The following is a 15,123-nucleotide window of genomic DNA, read 5'->3' on the forward strand; positions in this document are numbered from 1 at the left end:
CTGGTTGGCAACGCGGCCTGGGTTCAGTCGTGGGAGTGCAGCGGCTTGCCGGCCAGGGCCAGGTGGGCCTCGCCGAGCGCCTCGTTCTGCGTCGGGTGCGCGTGGATGAGCTGCGCGACCTCGGCGGGCAGCGCCTCCCAGTTGTAGATGAGCTGAGCCTCGCCGACCTGCTCGCCGAGCCGGTCGCCGACCATGTGGACGCCGACGACGGCACCATCACGGACCTGCACGAGCTTGATCTCGCCCGCGGTCTTCAGGATCTTGCTCTTGCCGTTGCCGGCCAGGTTGTACTTCAGGGTGACGACCTGGTCGGCGCCGTACCGCTCCTTGGCCTTCGCCTCACTGATGCCCACCGAGGCGACCTCGGGGTGGCAGTAGGTCACCCGGGGCACACCGTCGTAGTCGATCGGCACCGGCGACAGGCCCGCCAGCCGCTCGGCGACCAGGATGCCCTCGGCGAAGCCGACGTGCGCCAGCTGGAGGGTGGGGATGAGGTCACCGACCGCCGAGATGGTCGGCACGTTGGTGCGGCAGTACTCGTCCACCAGCACGTGGCCGCGCTCCATGGCGACCCCGGCCTCCTCGTACCCGAGCCCCTGCGAGACCGGGCCGCGGCCGATCGCGACCAGCAGCAGCTCCGCGTCGTACGTCTTGCCGTTGTCCAGGGTGACCCGCACCCCGTCGGCGGTGTACTCCACGCCCTTGAAGAAGGAACCGAGCGAGAACTTTATCCCGCGCTTGCGGAACGCCCGCTCCAGCAGCTTCGAGCTGTTCTCGTCCTCCGCCGGCACCAGGTGCGGCAGACCCTCGATGATCGTGACGTCCGTGCCGAACGACTTCCACGCCGACGCGAACTCGACGCCGATGACGCCGCCGCCCAGCACGATCGCCGACTTCGGCACCCGGTCCAGGACCAGCGCGTGGTCCGAGGAGATCACCCGGTCGCCGTCGATGGTCAGCCCCGGCAGGGACTTGGGGGTGGAACCGGTGGCCAGCACGATGTGCCGGCCCACGTACCGCTTGCCGTTCACGTCCACGGAGGTGGCCGACGACAGCCGGCCCTCGCCCTCCACGTAGGTGATCTTGCGCGAGGCGACCAGACCCTGGAGCCCCTTGTAGAGCCCGGCGATCACCCCGTCCTTGTACTTGTGCACCCCGGCGATGTCGATACCGTCGAAGCTGGCCTTCACGCCGAACTCGGACGCGTCCCGGGCGGCATCGGCTACCTCACCGGCGTGCAGCAGGGCCTTGGTGGGGATGCAGCCGTTGTGCAGACAGGTGCCGCCCAGCTTGTTCTTCTCGATCAGGGCGACGTCCAGGCCCAGCTGCGAAGCGCGCAGGGCCGCGGCGTAACCACCGCTGCCGCCACCGAGAATCACCAGGTCGAAAACGGTGCTGGCGTCGTTCGCCACGTCACGTTCCTCCAAGCATGGGGTTCACCGGTACCGGTCCACATCGACCGGCCGGCGGTGTATGTACGCCGCGTGGTGTGATGCGCGGCTCAATGTGGCTCGCCCCGGTTGGTTGAGCCCGGCCCTGTCCTGCCGGAACAACATCTTCGCACTTGTCGGCGACAAGTGAGACGCCGGGCCGGGCAGGGCCGGGGCCACCGTGACGCGCGTCACGTGCAGGCGGGCCGTCAGCCCCGCGCGGCCAGCTCGCCGGCCGCCGCCCGCTCGGCGAGCGTCAGCAGGGCCCGCACCGCCGTGCCCGTACCACCCTTGGGGGTGTACCCGAACGCGCCGCCCTCGTTGAACGCCGGGCCCGCGATGTCCAGATGCGCCCACGCGGTGCCGGCCGGCACGAACTCCTTCAGGAAGAGCCCGGCCACCAGACCGCCGCCCATCCGCTCGCCCATGTTCTTCAGATCCGCGATGACGGTGGCCTTCAGCCCCTCCGCCAGCTCGGCCGGCAGCGGCATCTCCCACGCCGGCTCCCCGGCCCGCTCGGCGCTCTCCGCCACCAGCGCCCGGAAGGCGTCGTCGTTGCCCATCACACCGAAGATCCGCTTGCCCAGCGCCAGCATCATCGCGCCGGTCAGCGTGGCCACGTCCACGATCGCGTCCGGCGACTCCTCGCCCGCGCGCACCAGCGCGTCGGCCAGCACCAGCCGGCCCTCAGCGTCGGTGTTCAGCACCTCGACGGTGGTGCCGCCGTACATCCGCAGAACGTCACCGGGCCGGGTCGCCGAACCGGACGGCATGTTCTCGGCCAGCGCCAGCCAGCCCGTCACATTGACCTTCAGCCCCAGCCGGGCGGCAGCCACGGTCGCCGACAGGACGGCGGCGGCGCCGGCCATGTCGCACTTCATCGTCTCGTTGTGCCCGGCCGGCTTCAGCGAAATGCCACCCGAGTCGTAGGTGATGCCCTTGCCGACCAGCGCGATCGTCCGGTCCGCCTCCGGGTGCGTGTGCGCCACCCGCACCAGCCGCGGCGGAGCCTGCGAACCTGCGCCGACCCCGAGAATGCCGCCGAAGCCGCCCTCGCGCAGCGCCGCCTCGTCCAGCACCTCGACCGTCAGGCCGTGTTCGGCCGCCGCCTCGGTGACATGCGCGGCGAAGTCCGCCGGAGTCAGGGCGTTCGGCGGGGTGTTCACCAGATCGCGGGTACGCGCCACCTCGGCCGCCAGCACCTCGGCGCGCGCGGCGGCGGCCAGCCGGCCGGCCTCCTCGGCACCGGCCGTGAGCACGGTGACCCGGGCCAGCGGACCCCGGTCGTCCTCGCCGGCCTTGCGGAACGCGGTGAAGTCGTACGCACCCAGCAGCGCGCCCTCCGCGACCGCCGCCACCTGCTCCGCGTCCCCGGCGGGCAGTGCGAACGCGGCGTGCTCCGTGCCCGCCAGCGCGCGGGCGGCGGCGCCGGCGGCGCGCCGCAGCGTCTCGGCGGGGAAGCCCTCGCCGTCCTCGGGCGCCGAGCCCAGCCCGACCGCGACCAGCAGCGGGGCGCCGGAACCGGCTGGCGCGGGCAGCTTGGTGATCTCCTCCTTGCCGCCCTTGGCGCCGAGCGTGGCCAGGACGCCGGCCGCCTCGGAGAGCAGCGCGGCGGGAGCGGACGCGCCGGGCGCCGGCACGGGGCCGTCCTCGCCCTTCACGATGCCGATGACCAGGGCATCCGCGCTCAGCTCGGTCGCGGAGGTCTTGCTGAGGGTCAGTGCTGTCACGGTGCAGTTATTCCGTTTCGTCGTTGGTCGAAGCCGCCGGGCCAGGTTACGCGGGGCGGCCGTCAGCCGGTGCCCAGGGTGGCCACCAGGAGCGCCGCGGTGCCGGCGGTCTCGGCGAGCGCGCCCAGCACATCACCCGTCACCCCGCCCAGCCGCCGCCGGCAGCGCGCCAGCAGCACCTCGGCGGCGGCCAGCCCCAGCACCGCCGCACACCCGCCCACCGGACCGGCCAGGACGGTGGCGAGCAGGGCCGTGGTCAGGGCGGCGCCGTACGCGGCGGGCTGCGGCACACTGCCCGCCACCAGCGCCCCCAGCCCGTCCGGCCGGGCGGCCGGCACCCGGGCGCGGCACCCCAGCGTCAGCGCGGTGCGCGAGACCAGCCCGCACAGGACGGCGGCGGCGAGCCCGTACCGCTGCCCCGCCCCGTACAGCTCGGTGAGCGCGCCCAGCTGCGCCAGCAGCGTCAGCAGCAGCGCGACGACGCCGAACGGCCCGATGTCCGAGCGCTTCATCACCGCCAGCGCGCCCTCGGCCGGCCTGCCGCTGCCGAGCCCGTCGGCGACATCGGCGAGCCCGTCCAGATGCAGCGCCCGGCTGAGCAGCACCGGCACCGCCACCGTCCCCAGCGCCGTGAGGAACGGGCCGAAACCCAGCAGCCACAGCACCCACCCCGCCCCGGCGGCGCACAGACCCACCACACAACCCGCCACGGGAGCGCACAGCATCCCCGCCCGCGCGGTGCGCCGGTCCCAGCGCGGCGGCGGGCCGACCGGCAGCACGGTGAGCGTGCCGAAGGCGAACCGCAGACCGTGCCGCACTGCGTCCAACGGGGGAGCGGGCGGCGTGGCATCCATGAGGCGGCAGCGTAGCGCCGGGCGCTCGGGAACCATGCGGGAACCATGGGGCACTGGCTGGAGCGCAACATCATCGAACCGGGCAAGCTGCCGCTGCTGCTCGCCCTGGCCGCGTTCATCATCACCTTCGCCGTCACCCGCTGCATCACCCGGCTGATCCGCGCGGGCCGCGGCCCGTTCCACGACGTCACCGGGGCCGACGGAGAGCATGTGCACCATGTGGTGCCCGGCGTCTTCCTGATGCTGGTCGGCGGCTTCGGCGGCATCGCGGCGGACGCGCGGGGCCTGACCGCCTCGGTGGTGGCGGTGCTGTTCGGCATCGGTGCGGGGCTGGTGCTCGACGAGTTCGCGCTGATCCTGCATCTCCAGGACGTGTACTGGACGGAGCAGGGCCGGCAGAGCGTCGAGATCGTCGTCGTCACGGCGGCCGTGGTGGCGATGCTGCTGGCCGGATTCGTCCCGCTGGACATCCACAACGTCTCCACCGAGGAACGGCTCACCCGCGGCAACGCCATCGCGGCCGTACTGGTGAACTTCGCGCTGGTGCTCATCACCCTGCTCAAGGGCAAACGGTGGCTGGCACTGTGGGGCGTCCTGCTGCCGCCGGTCGCCCTGTTCGGCGCGGCACGGCTGGCCCGTCCCGGCTCGCCGTGGGCCAAGCGGCTCTACCACCGCCACCCAAAACTCGCCGCCCGCGCCGCCCGCCGCGCCGCCCGCCACGACGCCCGCTGGGCGGGCCCCAGCCGCCGCGCCGAGGACTGGCTGGGCGGCACACCGACGGGCGAGCGGCGGGGGGAGGGGGACGGGGGGTGAGAGGTGGGGCCCCGGCGGGTCACCGCACCGCCGAGCCGGGCTACGTCGCCTCGGTGATGGCCGCCTGGGCCGTGTCATCCGTGTCGTCCGCGTCCCCGTCCTGCCCGGCCGGGGCCGGCTCGGGTACCTCCGGCAGCTCCGCCGCCAGATCGGCTGCCGCGCGTACCAGCGGCAGCGCCAGCAGCGCGCCGGTGCCCTCGCCGACCGTGACGCCGTGGTCCAGCAGCGGGTCCATGGCCATCCGGTCCAGCGCCTTCGCCTGTCCCGGCTCACCACTCGCCTGTCCGGCCAGCCACCAGTCGGGGGAGCGGAACGCGATCCGCTGCGCCACCAGCGCGCACGCCGCCGAGACCACCCCGTCGAGGATGACGGGGGTACGCCGTACCGCGCTCTGGAGCAGAAAGCCCGTCATGGCCGCCAGATCGGCGCCGCCCACGGCCGCGAGCAGCGCCAGCTGGTCGCCCAGGATCGGCCGGCCCCGGCGCAGCCCGTCCCGGATCGCGGCGCACTTGCGCATCCAGGCCAGGTCGTCGATGCGGATGCCGCCGCGCCCGGTGACGACCGAGGCGTCGGTGCCGCACATCGCGGCGATGAGCACCCCGGCCGGGGTGGTGCCGCCGACCGAGATGTCCCCCAGGAGCAGCAGATCGGTACCCGAGTCGGCTTCCTCGTCGGCGACGGCCATCCCGGCGCGGAACGCCTGCTCGGCCTCCTCGCGGGTCAGCGCGTCCTCGATGTCGATACGGCCGGAGCCGCGCCGCACCCGGTACCGGGTGACCTCCTCGGGCAGTTCCCCGGCCGGGCAGTCCAGCGAGGTGTCCACGATCCGCAGCGGCACCCCGGCCCGCCGGGCGAGGATCGCGGCCGGGCTGCTGCCCTCCAGGGCGGCCCGCACCAACGTCACCGCGCTGCCCGCAGGGCGGGCCGAGACGCCGAGTCCGGCCACCCCGTGGTCGCCGGCGAACAACACCGCCTTGGGCGCCTCGATCGCGGTCACCGGCACCCGCCCCTGGGCGGCGGCCAGCCACCCGCCGAGATCGTCGAGCCGGCCGAGTGCCTGGACGGGATACCCGATCCGGGCCCGCCGGCCCTCGGCTTCCCGCCGCAGCTTGGCACTTGGCCGCTCGATGAGGTCGCCGAAGGCATCGAGATTCAGACCACCGTCGCTCATGCGGTAGAGGCTACCGCCCGGTCACCGCACCCCACCGGCCCGCTTCCCACCCACCGTCGTCCGGGCACTGCGGTGACGGCGCGCGCGAGGCGTCGCGAGGCGCAGGGCGCACCGGGCGAGCCCATGACACCGGGAGTGGGCAGCCGCCGCCGGCCCCCGCGTGCGACGCAGCGGCGAGACGGGTGACCGGACCGTTGCACCTGGGGGTCCCCCCGGCCGAAGGCTGGGGGAGGGCCCGCAGCGTCCCCTCGAGCGTCCGAACGCCGGAGCACCGGCCCGGCCGGTGCGAAGCGCGTCGTGACGGCCTGTCACGTGGCGGGCTGTCCGGCGGCGGGTGTCCGGCAGGTGCGGCGTCACAGCCGGTCCGGCCGTCCGCGCGGGTCCGGTGCCGTGCCGTTCGGAGCGCCCGGCGCCGTGGCCTCCGCGCTGCCCCGGTCGGTACCGGCCCGCCCCTGCCGCGCGGGACGGTGACGGGCCGTCACGTACGGCCCGGGCCGGACCATGGACCGTCCGGGGCCAGCGAGCGGAGCACCTCCGGCAGGTGCGGGGGCTCGACCGGATCGGGTAGTCCGGCCAGCTCCGACCACGCGATCCACCGGTGCGCGTCCAGGTTGACCTGTTCGTCGGGGAGCAGGCCCGTCCGTGTCAGTGGGGGCCGCTCGGCCGTGAACCGTGCGACGAAGAAGTGCTCCGGTCCGACGAACCGCTTGCCGTTCCACCGGAAGTCCCGGTCCACCGGAACCCCCGGGCCGAGGATCGCGGCCGGGTCGAGTCCGGTCTCCTCGGCCAGTTCCCGCCGCGCCGCCACCAGCGGCGTCTCGCCCGGATCGATCCCGCCGCCGGGCGGCTCCCACAGCCATCTCCCGTCGAACGGGTCACGCCAGCGCAGCAGAAGGACACGATGGGCGGCGTCCAGACAGATGACCCGGGCGGCGGGCCGGTGCGTCGTTTCCACCGTTCCGACGGTAGGCGGTCGGCCGGACATTGCTCCACACCGGAGCCCGCGCGGTTGACCGCCCCGGCGCGGGCCCCGCCGTGCGGCTGCCGTTCCCGGCCGGGGGAGGGGGAGGGGCGGGCGATGCGGCCCGGAGGCCGGCGATGCCGCGCGTCGTACGCGGACCTGCTCGGGGCCGGGGCCCGGGTCGGGTTGCGGCGCACGTCCGCGCGCCCGGTGGGCGGCGCCCCGCTCAGGGGCGCAGGGACAGCACCGTGCCCGCCACCGCCAGCAGTACCTGTTCGCACTCGGCCGCCACCGCCGCGTTCAGGCGGCCCAGTTCGTCGCGGAAGCGGCGGCCCGCCGGAGTGGCCGGGACTATGCCCGCGCCGACCTCGTTGCTCACCAGCACCACCGTCCGCCGCGTGGCCCGTACCGCCGCCACCAGCGCCGCCGTGCGGTCGGCCAGCTCCGGCAGCGCCGCACCGGGGTCCGCCTGCCAGGCGCCCGTCCGGTCCATCGCGTCGGTCAGCCACAGCGCCAGACAGTCGATCAGCAGCGGTGGCCCGTCCGGGACCTCCAGCAGCGGCACCAGCTCGCAGGTCTCCGCCGTGGTCCAGCCGCCCGGCCGCCGTTCGCGGTGGGCGGCGATCCGACGCTGCCACTCGGTGTCCGCCGGGCGCTGCCCGCCCGTGGCCACGTAGGCGACGTCGGGGTACGCGGCCAGCCGGCGTTCCGCCTCGGCCGACTTGCCCGACCGCGCGCCGCCCAGCACCAGGGTCCGCCGGGGCGGCTCGGGCACCTCCCGGAATTCGCCGACCGGCAGGGTCGTCCCGTCCGGTGCCACCCGCGCGCCCGCCGCCGCCAGCCGGCGGTGCAGTTCCGCGCCCGGCGGTACGTCGTGGTCCACGTGCACCGCCAGGACGTCGGTGGCCCAGGTCACCGCGCCGGCCGCCCGCAGCCGGGCCAGCGCTTCGGGGCGGCCGATGACGTCCAGCAGACACAGGTCGTACGCCGGTCCGCCGGCCGGCAGTCCGGCGGGGGCGGCGCCCGGTGGCAGGTAGAGGAGCCGGCCGCCGCCGGGGCCGGTCACCGCGTACCCGGTGCCGGGCACGTCCAGGGCCAGCGCCCGCACCCGGTGCCCGCTGAGCAGCGCCAGCTCCTTGCCGTCCGGTACCCGTACCGGCGCCGGCAGGTCCGCGGGCACCTCCACCCCCGGCGAGGACTGCGGGTGGGTGAGCAGTACCTGCCGCACCCCGTGCAGCGTCTGCCCGGCGCGGGCGGCGGCCAGCGCGGGACCGGGGGTGAGGTCGAGCAGCAGGACCCCGTCGATCAGCAGCGCCGTCGCGTTGCGCGCGTCGGGGCCGAGCGCCCGCGCGCACGAGGCGCACGGGCAGCCGGGGCGGGGGAGGCCGGCGGGGGCACCGGTGCCGAGGAGAGTGACGTCCACGCCCGCATCCTCTCGCCATCCGATCGCCTTCGCCGTCGCAGCCGCGCGTGGACCTGGTGTGATCTAGTCTGCGAACAGCGGTAGGCGCAGCGGCGTGCGGGCAGTACATACCGAGATCGGACTTGTGACAGCAGCGGAAGCGGAGGCGTCCATGGCGTGGGTGTGGCGGTTCGAGAAGGCGGACGGTTCGGTGGCTGTGACCGACTCCGACCCGGGTGACTTCGGTACGCAGGGGGACGCGGAGAGCTGGATCGGTGAGATCTGGAAGGACTTGCTGGACGAGGGCGTGGACCAGGTGACGCTGTTGGAGGACGGCAGCAAGGTGTACGGGCCGATGAGTCTGCACGAGGCGGCCGACGACAGCTGACCCGGCCGGCCGGGCGGGCCGGGTCCGCCGCGCCGCCCCTGCCCCGGCCGCCGGGTGGTTCACGGGGCGGCTCCGGCCTGTCGTCCCGCGCGATCGTGGCCCCGGGCGGCACGATGACCGCACGCCCCGGGCGACGGGGCGCGCGGACCCCGGAAGGCGGGCGGGACACATGACGTACGGGCCGGGCCCAGCGGGACGGCGCCGGTTGCTGCCCTGGCCCCGGGCGCTGCTCGCCGGGGCGCTGGCCCTGGCGGCGGTGGCCGTTCCGGCCGGGGCGGGCGCGGTCGTCGGCGGCGAACGGGCCGGCGGGGCGTACCCGTTCGTCGCCGGGGTCTCCCTGCGCGGCGACGGCGGCGCGCAAACCCATCGCTGCGGCGGGTCGCTGGTCGCGGCGCGGTGGGTCCTCACGGCCGCGCACTGCGTACTCTCCGGCGGCGAGGCGATCGACGCCGCCCGGCTGGGCGTCCGCGTCGGTTCGCCGGACCGTACCCGGGGCGGCGCCGAGGCGGGCGTGCAGCGGGTCGTCGTCCACCCCGACCACTCCCCGGCCACCCGCCACGCCGATCTGGCGCTGCTGCGGCTGGACCGCGCTCTCGGGCAGGAGCCGGTCGCCCCGGCCACCGCGCCCCCCGTCCCGGGGGACGCGGTCCGGCTGGTCGGCTGGGGGTACCTGTCCAACCGGGATCGCGAGCTGCCGGCCGAACTGCGCCGGGCCGACACCACGGTGACCGCCGACGCCGACTGCCTGGCCGGCACCGAGGACGACCTGACGGAAGGCGACTTCTGCCACAGCCCCGAGCCGGGAACCGGCAGTTGCAACGGCGACTCCGGTTCCCCGGTGCTCCGCTACACGGACGGCCGCTGGCGGCAGATCGGGGTCATCTCCCGCGACCTCAACGCCGACCCGGCCCAGGTGGAGTGCGGAGCGCTCCCCGGCGTCAGCCCGAGCGTCCCCCACCACGCCGGGTGGATCGCCGACGTCATCGGCGTCGGCTGAACGTTCGCGCGGTGCCGGTCCCGGAAGCCAGGGGCGGGCGGTGTGCCGGCCGGGCGCAACCGGACCCGGACGGGCCGGGGTTGCGGGCCCGGGGCTGCGGCCCGCCCCGAGCGGCCCGCCGCCCCCGACAGCCGGCGGGCCGCTGGCACCGCCGCCTCACACCTCGCCCAGTGTCACCTCGGTGTCGTGCCGGTCCCCGTTGCGCAGGTAGCCCACCTTCACCTTGTCGCCCGGCTGGAGCCCGGCCAGGGCCTCCGACAGGGATCCCACGTCGGTCACCGGCTCGTCGCCGAGCCACACCACGACGTCCCCGGCCCGCAGGCCGGCCTTCGCCGCCGGGCCGTTCTCCGTCAGGTCGACCACCGCCGCGCCGATCGGCTGGAAGCCGTCGCCCAGGATGGTCCGCACGCTCACCCCGAGCGCCGCCCGGCCCGACCGGGTCACCTCGCCGTTCTCGATCATCTGGTCCGCCAGATCGGTGACCGTACGGGCCGGGATGGCGAACCCGATGCCCGGTGCCTGGCCGCCGCCCAGCTGCGGGTCGCGGGCCGCCAGGGTCGGGATGCCGATCACCTCGCCCTGGAGGTTGACCAGCGCGCCCCCGCTGTTGCCGGGGTTGATGGCCGCCGAGGTCTGCACCATGTCGCCCAGCGTGGTCCCGCCCTCGCCCTCGCTCACCGAGCGGCCCACCGCCGAGACGATGCCCTGGGTGACGCTGGAGGACAGGCCCAGCGGGGCGCCCATCGCCAGCACGATCTGGCCCACCTCCACCCGCCCGCTGTCCCCGAACGAGGCGGGCCGCAGCCGGTCCGGCGGGTTGTCCAGCACGACGACGGCGAGGTCCTGCGGGGGGTAGGTGGCCACCACGGTGGCGGGCAGCGGCTGCTGCTGGTCGGCAAGCAGCACCTCGAACGTCTTCTGCTCGCCCACCACGTGCGCGTTGGTGACGATGTGCCCGTCGTTGTCGTAGATGATCCCCGAGCCCAGACCGTCCGCCGTGGTGATCTGCACGACCGAGGGCAGTACATCGGACACCACCTGCTGGTACGCGTCCTCCAGCGCCCCGGCGTCCGCGCGCGGCGCGATGTCGGCGGCCGGTGCGGAACGCTCCGCCGAGGTGCAGGCCGGCAGTGCGCACAGGGTGCCGAGCGCGAGGGCGGTGAGGAGGCGCGAGGGGAAGCCGGAGGGACCGGGGATCGTCGGCGTCATACAGCGGATTCTCACCGCGCACGCCCCCGCGGCGGCGCAGGAGCGCTACGCCATTACGGGGGCGTGTGGTGCGTGCGGGTGAACGGGTGGCCTCAGCGGCCGGTGCGGGGCGCCTCGCCCCGCTTGATCTGCGGCTTCGGCAGCCGCATCCGGCGCATCTGGAGGGCCCGCATCAGCGCGTAGGCGCGCGCGCCGCGGTGGCTCTCGTTGGGGAAGTGCTCGCGCAGCTCCTTCTTCAGCCGCCGCGAGGAGAGCACGAAGTCCATGATGATCATCACGATGACGCCGAGCCACAGCAGCATCGCGATCGGCGCCGCCGCCGGGATCATGCTCAGCACCAGGATGATCACGGCGATCGGCAGGAAGTACTCCGCCACGTGCCACTTGCTGTCGGTGAAGTCGCGCGCGTAGCGCCGCACCGGGCCCTTGTCGCGCAGCGGCAGATGCCGCTCGTCGCCGCTCAGCAGCGCCTCGCGCTGCTTGGCCAGCGCGGCCTTGCGGGCGTCGCGCTGCCGCTTGGCGGCCTCCTTGCGGGAAGCCGCCGGCTTCACGACGGCGCGCCGCAGGGCCTCGGCCTCGCTGCGCTTGGGGGTGGGCCGCCCCTTGGGCGCCTGGGCGTCACGGATCTGCGGCTCGGCCACCGTCGCGGGGGCCTGCTCTTCTTTGGCACGGCTTCGGAACACGCCTCCAGGGTACGGGGTGGACCCCGGGAACCGTGAGCCCCCTGAGAGAACCCGGATCCGGCCTCCACCCTTCGCCGGACTCGGTCGGGTATCGATCCTCCTGCGGGATGACCCGATTCCGGGCCGGACCGTGCGCTAATGGGAGGGTGCCCCGTAGGCTAGGGGATCAAGCAGCACAATGGTCTTAGGTCCGAGTCCGTCACGAAGGGGGCGCCCAGGCCGATGAGTGGTTTGATGAAGCGGATGGGGATGATCTTCCGCGCGAAAGCCAACAAGGCCCTGGACCGGGCCGAGGACCCGCGCGAGACGCTCGATTACTCGTACCAGAAGCAGCTGGAGCTGCTCCAGAAGGTACGCCGCGGGGTCGCCGACGTGGCCACCTCCCGCAAGCGTCTGGAGCTCCAGCTGAACCAGCTGAACGGCCAGTCCTCCAAGCTGGAGGAGCAGGGCAAGAAGGCGCTGGCGCTCGGCCGGGAGGACCTGGCCCGGGAGGCGCTGACGCGGCGCTCCGCGCTCCAGCAGCAGGTCTCCGACCTCCAGACGCAGCACGAGACGCTGCAGGCCGAGGAGAACAAGCTGACCCTGGCCGCCCAGCGGCTCCAGGCCAAGGTGGACGCCTTCCGCACCAAGAAGGAGACCATCAAGGCCACCTACACGGCCGCCCAGGCGCAGACGCAGATCGGCGAGGCGTTCTCCGGCATCTCCGAGGAGATGGGCGACGTGGGCCTGGCGATCCAGCGCGCCGAGGACAAGACGGCTCAGCTCCAGGCCCGTTCCGGCGCCATCGACGAGTTGCTGGCCTCGGGCGCCCTGGACGACCCGACGGGGACGTCCAAGGACGATCTGACCGCCGAGCTGGACCGGATCTCCTCCAACTCCGACGTGGAGCTGGAGCTGGAGCGGATGAAGGCCGAGCTGTCCGGCGGCAGCAGCGGCGGCCGGGCCGCCATCGAGGGCGGCAACGGCTCCGCGGCGCGCGGCGACCAGCAGGAGTCCCCGCGGTTCGACAAGCAGTGACAGCCTGTCCGCGCTGAAGAACACCTCCATCAGGGATCAGGGCAAGGAGAGCGGTGTGATCGTACGGATCATGGGCGAGGGGCAGGTGAAGCTGGATGACAGCCACTTCCCCAAGCTCAATGAACTCGACGACGAGCTGACGGCCGAGGTCGAGGCGCATGACGAGGAGGGGTTCCGGCGGACGCTGACCGCGCTGCTGGACGCCGTCCGCGGCATGGGCACGCCCCTGGACGCCGACGCGCTCGAACCGTCCGATCTGCTGCTCCCCCCGCCCGACGCGAGCATCGACGAGGTCCGCGCGATGCTCACCGACGACGGCCTCATCCCGGACTGACGACGGCACCGACCCCGGCCGCGCGGCGCGCGGCCGGTGCCGGACGGCGACCCCCGCTCGTACCCTGGCACTCGTGACTGCATCGTCCGGCACCCTCGCCCGCCCACGCTCCCGGCTGCATCCGCTCGTCGTGGACGCGCTGGTGGCGTCGGTGACGCTGCTGGTCGTCCTCATCATCTCCGTCACCACCAACAAGCACCCGGGCGCGCACGCCGCGGCGGCCGGGGGGTTCGGCGAGCGCCCGCTGCCGGCCCACACGGTGGTCACCGCGCTGCTGGGCGCGGGGGCGCTGGTGCTGCGGCGCCGCTCGCCCGGCCCGGTACTGGGCGCCACGCTGGTGCTGACGCTCGCCGAGCTGATCCTGGGCACCGTCTCGCATCCGCCGGCCGAGCGGCACACCTCGATGATGGTGATGGTGGCGCTGGCCCTGTTCACGGTGGCCGCCGCCACCGACCGGGCCACCACGCTGCGGGTGGGCACCGGCACGCTGGCGCTGATCACGGTGGCCGGGATGCTGCTGGGCGCCCAGCCCTGGTACGCCTCGGAGAACTTCGGCATCATCGCCTGGACGGCGCTGGCGGCGCTGGCGGGCGACGCGGTACGGCACCGGCGGGCCGCCGTCGACGCGATACGGGAGCGGGCCGAGCGCGCCGAGGCCACCCGCGAGGAGGAGGCCCGCCGCCGGGTCGCCGAGGAGCGGCTGCGGATCGCCCGCGAACTGCACGACGTGGTCGCCCATCACATCGCCCTGGTCAATGTGCAGGCCGGGGTGGCCTCGCACGTCATGGACAGCCGCCCGGACCAGGCCAAGGAGGCGCTGGCCCAGGTGCGGCTGGCCAGCCGGCAGGCGCTCAGCGAACTCCAGACCACGGTCGGACTGCTGCGGCACCGCGACGATCCGGTCGCCCCGACCGAGCCGACCAAGGGCCTGGCGGTGCTGGGCGATCTGGTGGACGGCTTCACCCGGGCCGGGATGGCGGTGGTGGTGGAGCGGGCCGGGGCGGACGAGCCGCCGCTGCCGTCCGCCGTGGACCTGGCCGCCTACCGGGTGGTGCAGGAGGCGCTCACCAATGTGCACAAGCACGCGGGGCCGGACGCCAAGGCGCTGGTGCGGATTCTGCGCACCGGGCGGGGTGACGGGGCGCGGCTGGAGGTGACCGTGCTCGACGACGGGCCCGGCGGCGCGCCGGTGCCGGCCGGCCGGGCGGGTGCCGGGGGCGGGCACGGGCTGACGGGGATGCGGGAGCGGGCCGCCGCGCTGGGCGGCAGCTGTGAGACCGGGCCGCTGGAAGGCGGCGGCTTCCGGGTACGGGTGGTGCTGCCGCTGCGGTCACCGGGCGGCCCCGCCGTGGAGCGGTCCGGTGCGGACCGCGGGTGGACGCTTCCGTGCGTCTGAGAGGGAGTACGCATGATCCGGGTCGTGCTGGCCGATGACCAGGCGCTGCTCCGCAGCGCGTTCCGGGTGCTGGTGGAGTCCGAGCCGGACATGACGGTCACCGGTGAGGCGTCGGACGGTGCCGCGGCGCTGGCGGTGGTGCGGGAGCGGGGCGCGGACGTGGTGCTGATGGACATCCGGATGCCGGGCCTCGACGGGCTGGCGGCGACCCGGGAGATCAGCGCCGATCCGCTGCTGAGCGGGGTGCGGGTGGTCATTCTGACCACGTTCGAGTCGGACGACTACGTGGTGGAGTCGCTGCGGGCGGGCGCGTCCGGGTTTCTGGGCAAGGGGGCGGAGCCGGGGGAGCTGCTGTCGGCGATCCGGCTGGTGGCGGCGGGTGAGGCGCTGCTGTCGCCGGCTGCGACGCGTTCGCTGATCACCCGGTTTCTGGCAACCGGGGAGCGGGAGGGCGCCGGGCCGCCGGCCGCGGATCTCGATGTGCTGACCGCGCGGGAGCGCGAGGTGCTGGTGGAGGTGGCCGGCGGGCTGTCGAACGACGAGATCGCGGCGCGGCTGGAGGTCTCCCCGCTGACGGTGAAGACCCACATCAACCGGCTGCTGACCAAGCTGGCGGCCCGGGACCGGGCGCAGCTGGTGATGACCGCGTACGAGACGGGTCTGGTGCGGCCCCGGTTCCCGGGCTGAGGCCGGCCGGAACGGTGCGGTGTGCTCCGTTCCGGCCGGATGGCGTGCGGG

At 74.5% G+C, this 15,123-nt stretch carries 15 protein-coding genes; 7 read left to right on the forward strand and 8 right to left on the reverse strand.

What is annotated here, in order from left to right:
* Positions 1-23 precede the first annotated feature (23 nt).
* The 3 genes from lpdA to BM385_RS09585 form a co-directional block, all read right to left on the reverse strand.
* The gene (gene lpdA / locus BM385_RS09575; protein WP_019433767.1) at positions 24-1,412 is read right to left on the reverse strand and encodes a dihydrolipoyl dehydrogenase; all 1,389 of its coding nucleotides are present in this window, start codon (positions 1,410-1,412) and stop codon (positions 24-26) included.
* A gap of 227 nt (positions 1,413-1,639) precedes the next feature.
* Positions 1,640-3,160: a leucyl aminopeptidase gene (locus BM385_RS09580; protein WP_093842783.1), complete on the reverse strand. Its 1,521-nt coding sequence runs from the start codon at positions 3,158-3,160 to the stop codon at positions 1,640-1,642.
* A gap of 62 nt (positions 3,161-3,222) precedes the next feature.
* On the reverse strand, positions 3,223-4,014 hold the full coding sequence (locus BM385_RS09585; RefSeq protein ID WP_093842784.1) for an adenosylcobinamide-GDP ribazoletransferase: 792 nt from the start codon (positions 4,012-4,014) through the stop codon (positions 3,223-3,225).
* Positions 4,015-4,059: 45 nt separating this feature from the next.
* Between BM385_RS09585 and BM385_RS09590 the strand changes: the two genes are divergently transcribed.
* Positions 4,060-4,827: a hypothetical protein gene (locus tag BM385_RS09590; RefSeq protein WP_093842785.1), complete on the forward strand. Its 768-nt coding sequence runs from the start codon at positions 4,060-4,062 to the stop codon at positions 4,825-4,827.
* Between the two features lie 40 nt (positions 4,828-4,867).
* Here the strand turns inward: BM385_RS09590 and BM385_RS09595 are convergent, their stop codons facing one another.
* The 3 genes from BM385_RS09595 to BM385_RS09605 form a co-directional block, all read right to left on the reverse strand.
* Positions 4,868-5,998 carry a nicotinate-nucleotide--dimethylbenzimidazole phosphoribosyltransferase gene (locus BM385_RS09595; RefSeq protein ID WP_093842786.1) on the reverse strand — a complete coding sequence of 377 codons (1,131 nt, stop codon included), beginning with the start codon at positions 5,996-5,998 and terminating at the stop codon, positions 4,868-4,870.
* A 478-nt stretch (positions 5,999-6,476) separates the two neighbouring features.
* Positions 6,477-6,953 (reverse strand): NUDIX hydrolase, encoded by a 477-nt coding sequence (locus BM385_RS09600; protein WP_019433761.1) that lies wholly within the window; start codon positions 6,951-6,953, stop codon positions 6,477-6,479.
* A 232-nt stretch (positions 6,954-7,185) separates the two neighbouring features.
* Complete coding sequence (locus BM385_RS09605) at positions 7,186-8,382, reverse strand: bifunctional adenosylcobinamide kinase/adenosylcobinamide-phosphate guanylyltransferase (RefSeq protein ID WP_093842788.1); 1,197 nt, start codon at positions 8,380-8,382, stop codon at positions 7,186-7,188.
* Between the two features lie 151 nt (positions 8,383-8,533).
* Between BM385_RS09605 and BM385_RS09610 the strand changes: the two genes are divergently transcribed.
* Entirely contained in the window at positions 8,534-8,749 is a 216-nt protein-coding gene (locus BM385_RS09610; protein WP_019433759.1) for a hypothetical protein, read from the forward strand.
* Between the two features lie 169 nt (positions 8,750-8,918).
* Positions 8,919-9,746, forward strand: coding sequence for a S1 family peptidase (locus BM385_RS09615; RefSeq protein WP_093842789.1), 828 nt, complete (start codon positions 8,919-8,921; stop codon positions 9,744-9,746).
* A gap of 156 nt (positions 9,747-9,902) precedes the next feature.
* Here the strand turns inward: BM385_RS09615 and BM385_RS09620 are convergent, their stop codons facing one another.
* Together BM385_RS09620 and BM385_RS09625 are read right to left on the reverse strand one after the other, a co-directional pair.
* Positions 9,903-10,955, reverse strand: a complete 1,053-nt coding sequence (locus BM385_RS09620) for a S1C family serine protease (RefSeq protein ID WP_093842790.1) — start codon at positions 10,953-10,955, stop codon at positions 9,903-9,905.
* A 92-nt stretch (positions 10,956-11,047) separates the two neighbouring features.
* Positions 11,048-11,638, reverse strand: a complete 591-nt coding sequence (locus BM385_RS09625; RefSeq protein WP_026047424.1) for a DUF3043 domain-containing protein — start codon at positions 11,636-11,638, stop codon at positions 11,048-11,050.
* A gap of 234 nt (positions 11,639-11,872) precedes the next feature.
* Between BM385_RS09625 and BM385_RS09630 the strand changes: the two genes are divergently transcribed.
* The 4 genes from BM385_RS09630 to BM385_RS09645 all read left to right on the forward strand — a co-directional run bounded on the left by BM385_RS09630 (position 11,873) and on the right by BM385_RS09645 (position 15,072).
* A complete protein-coding gene (locus tag BM385_RS09630) occupies positions 11,873-12,655 on the forward strand; it encodes a PspA/IM30 family protein (RefSeq protein WP_019433755.1) in 783 nt (260 codons plus the stop codon).
* Between the two features lie 55 nt (positions 12,656-12,710).
* A complete protein-coding gene (gene pspAA / locus BM385_RS09635) occupies positions 12,711-12,989 on the forward strand; it encodes a PspA-associated protein PspAA (protein WP_019433754.1) in 279 nt (92 codons plus the stop codon).
* A gap of 73 nt (positions 12,990-13,062) precedes the next feature.
* A complete protein-coding gene (locus BM385_RS09640) occupies positions 13,063-14,385 on the forward strand; it encodes a sensor histidine kinase (RefSeq protein WP_026047423.1) in 1,323 nt (440 codons plus the stop codon).
* Between the two features lie 12 nt (positions 14,386-14,397).
* Complete coding sequence (locus BM385_RS09645) at positions 14,398-15,072, forward strand: response regulator (RefSeq protein WP_019433752.1); 675 nt, start codon at positions 14,398-14,400, stop codon at positions 15,070-15,072.
* Positions 15,073-15,123: the final 51 nt, after the last annotated feature.

The organism is Streptomyces harbinensis, assembly GCF_900116145.1.
Taxonomy (GTDB): Bacteria; Actinomycetota; Actinomycetes; order Streptomycetales; family Streptomycetaceae; genus Streptomyces; species Streptomyces carpaticus.

Coding starts and splice junctions, on each gene's coding strand:
- BM385_RS09585 (WP_093842784.1), bottom strand. CDS start 4,014: ATGGATGCCACGCCGCCCGCTCCCCCGTTGGACGCAGTGCGGCACGGT.
- BM385_RS09590 (WP_093842785.1), top strand. CDS start 4,060: ATGGGGCACTGGCTGGAGCGCAACATCATCGAACCGGGCAAGCTGCCG.
- BM385_RS09595 (WP_093842786.1), bottom strand. CDS start 5,998: ATGAGCGACGGTGGTCTGAATCTCGATGCCTTCGGCGACCTCATCGAG.
- BM385_RS09610 (WP_019433759.1), top strand. CDS start 8,534: ATGGCGTGGGTGTGGCGGTTCGAGAAGGCGGACGGTTCGGTGGCTGTG.
- BM385_RS09615 (WP_093842789.1), top strand. CDS start 8,919: ATGACGTACGGGCCGGGCCCAGCGGGACGGCGCCGGTTGCTGCCCTGG.
- BM385_RS09620 (WP_093842790.1), bottom strand. CDS start 10,955: ATGACGCCGACGATCCCCGGTCCCTCCGGCTTCCCCTCGCGCCTCCTC.
- BM385_RS09630 (WP_019433755.1), top strand. CDS start 11,873: ATGAAGCGGATGGGGATGATCTTCCGCGCGAAAGCCAACAAGGCCCTG.
- BM385_RS09645 (WP_019433752.1), top strand. CDS start 14,398: ATGATCCGGGTCGTGCTGGCCGATGACCAGGCGCTGCTCCGCAGCGCG.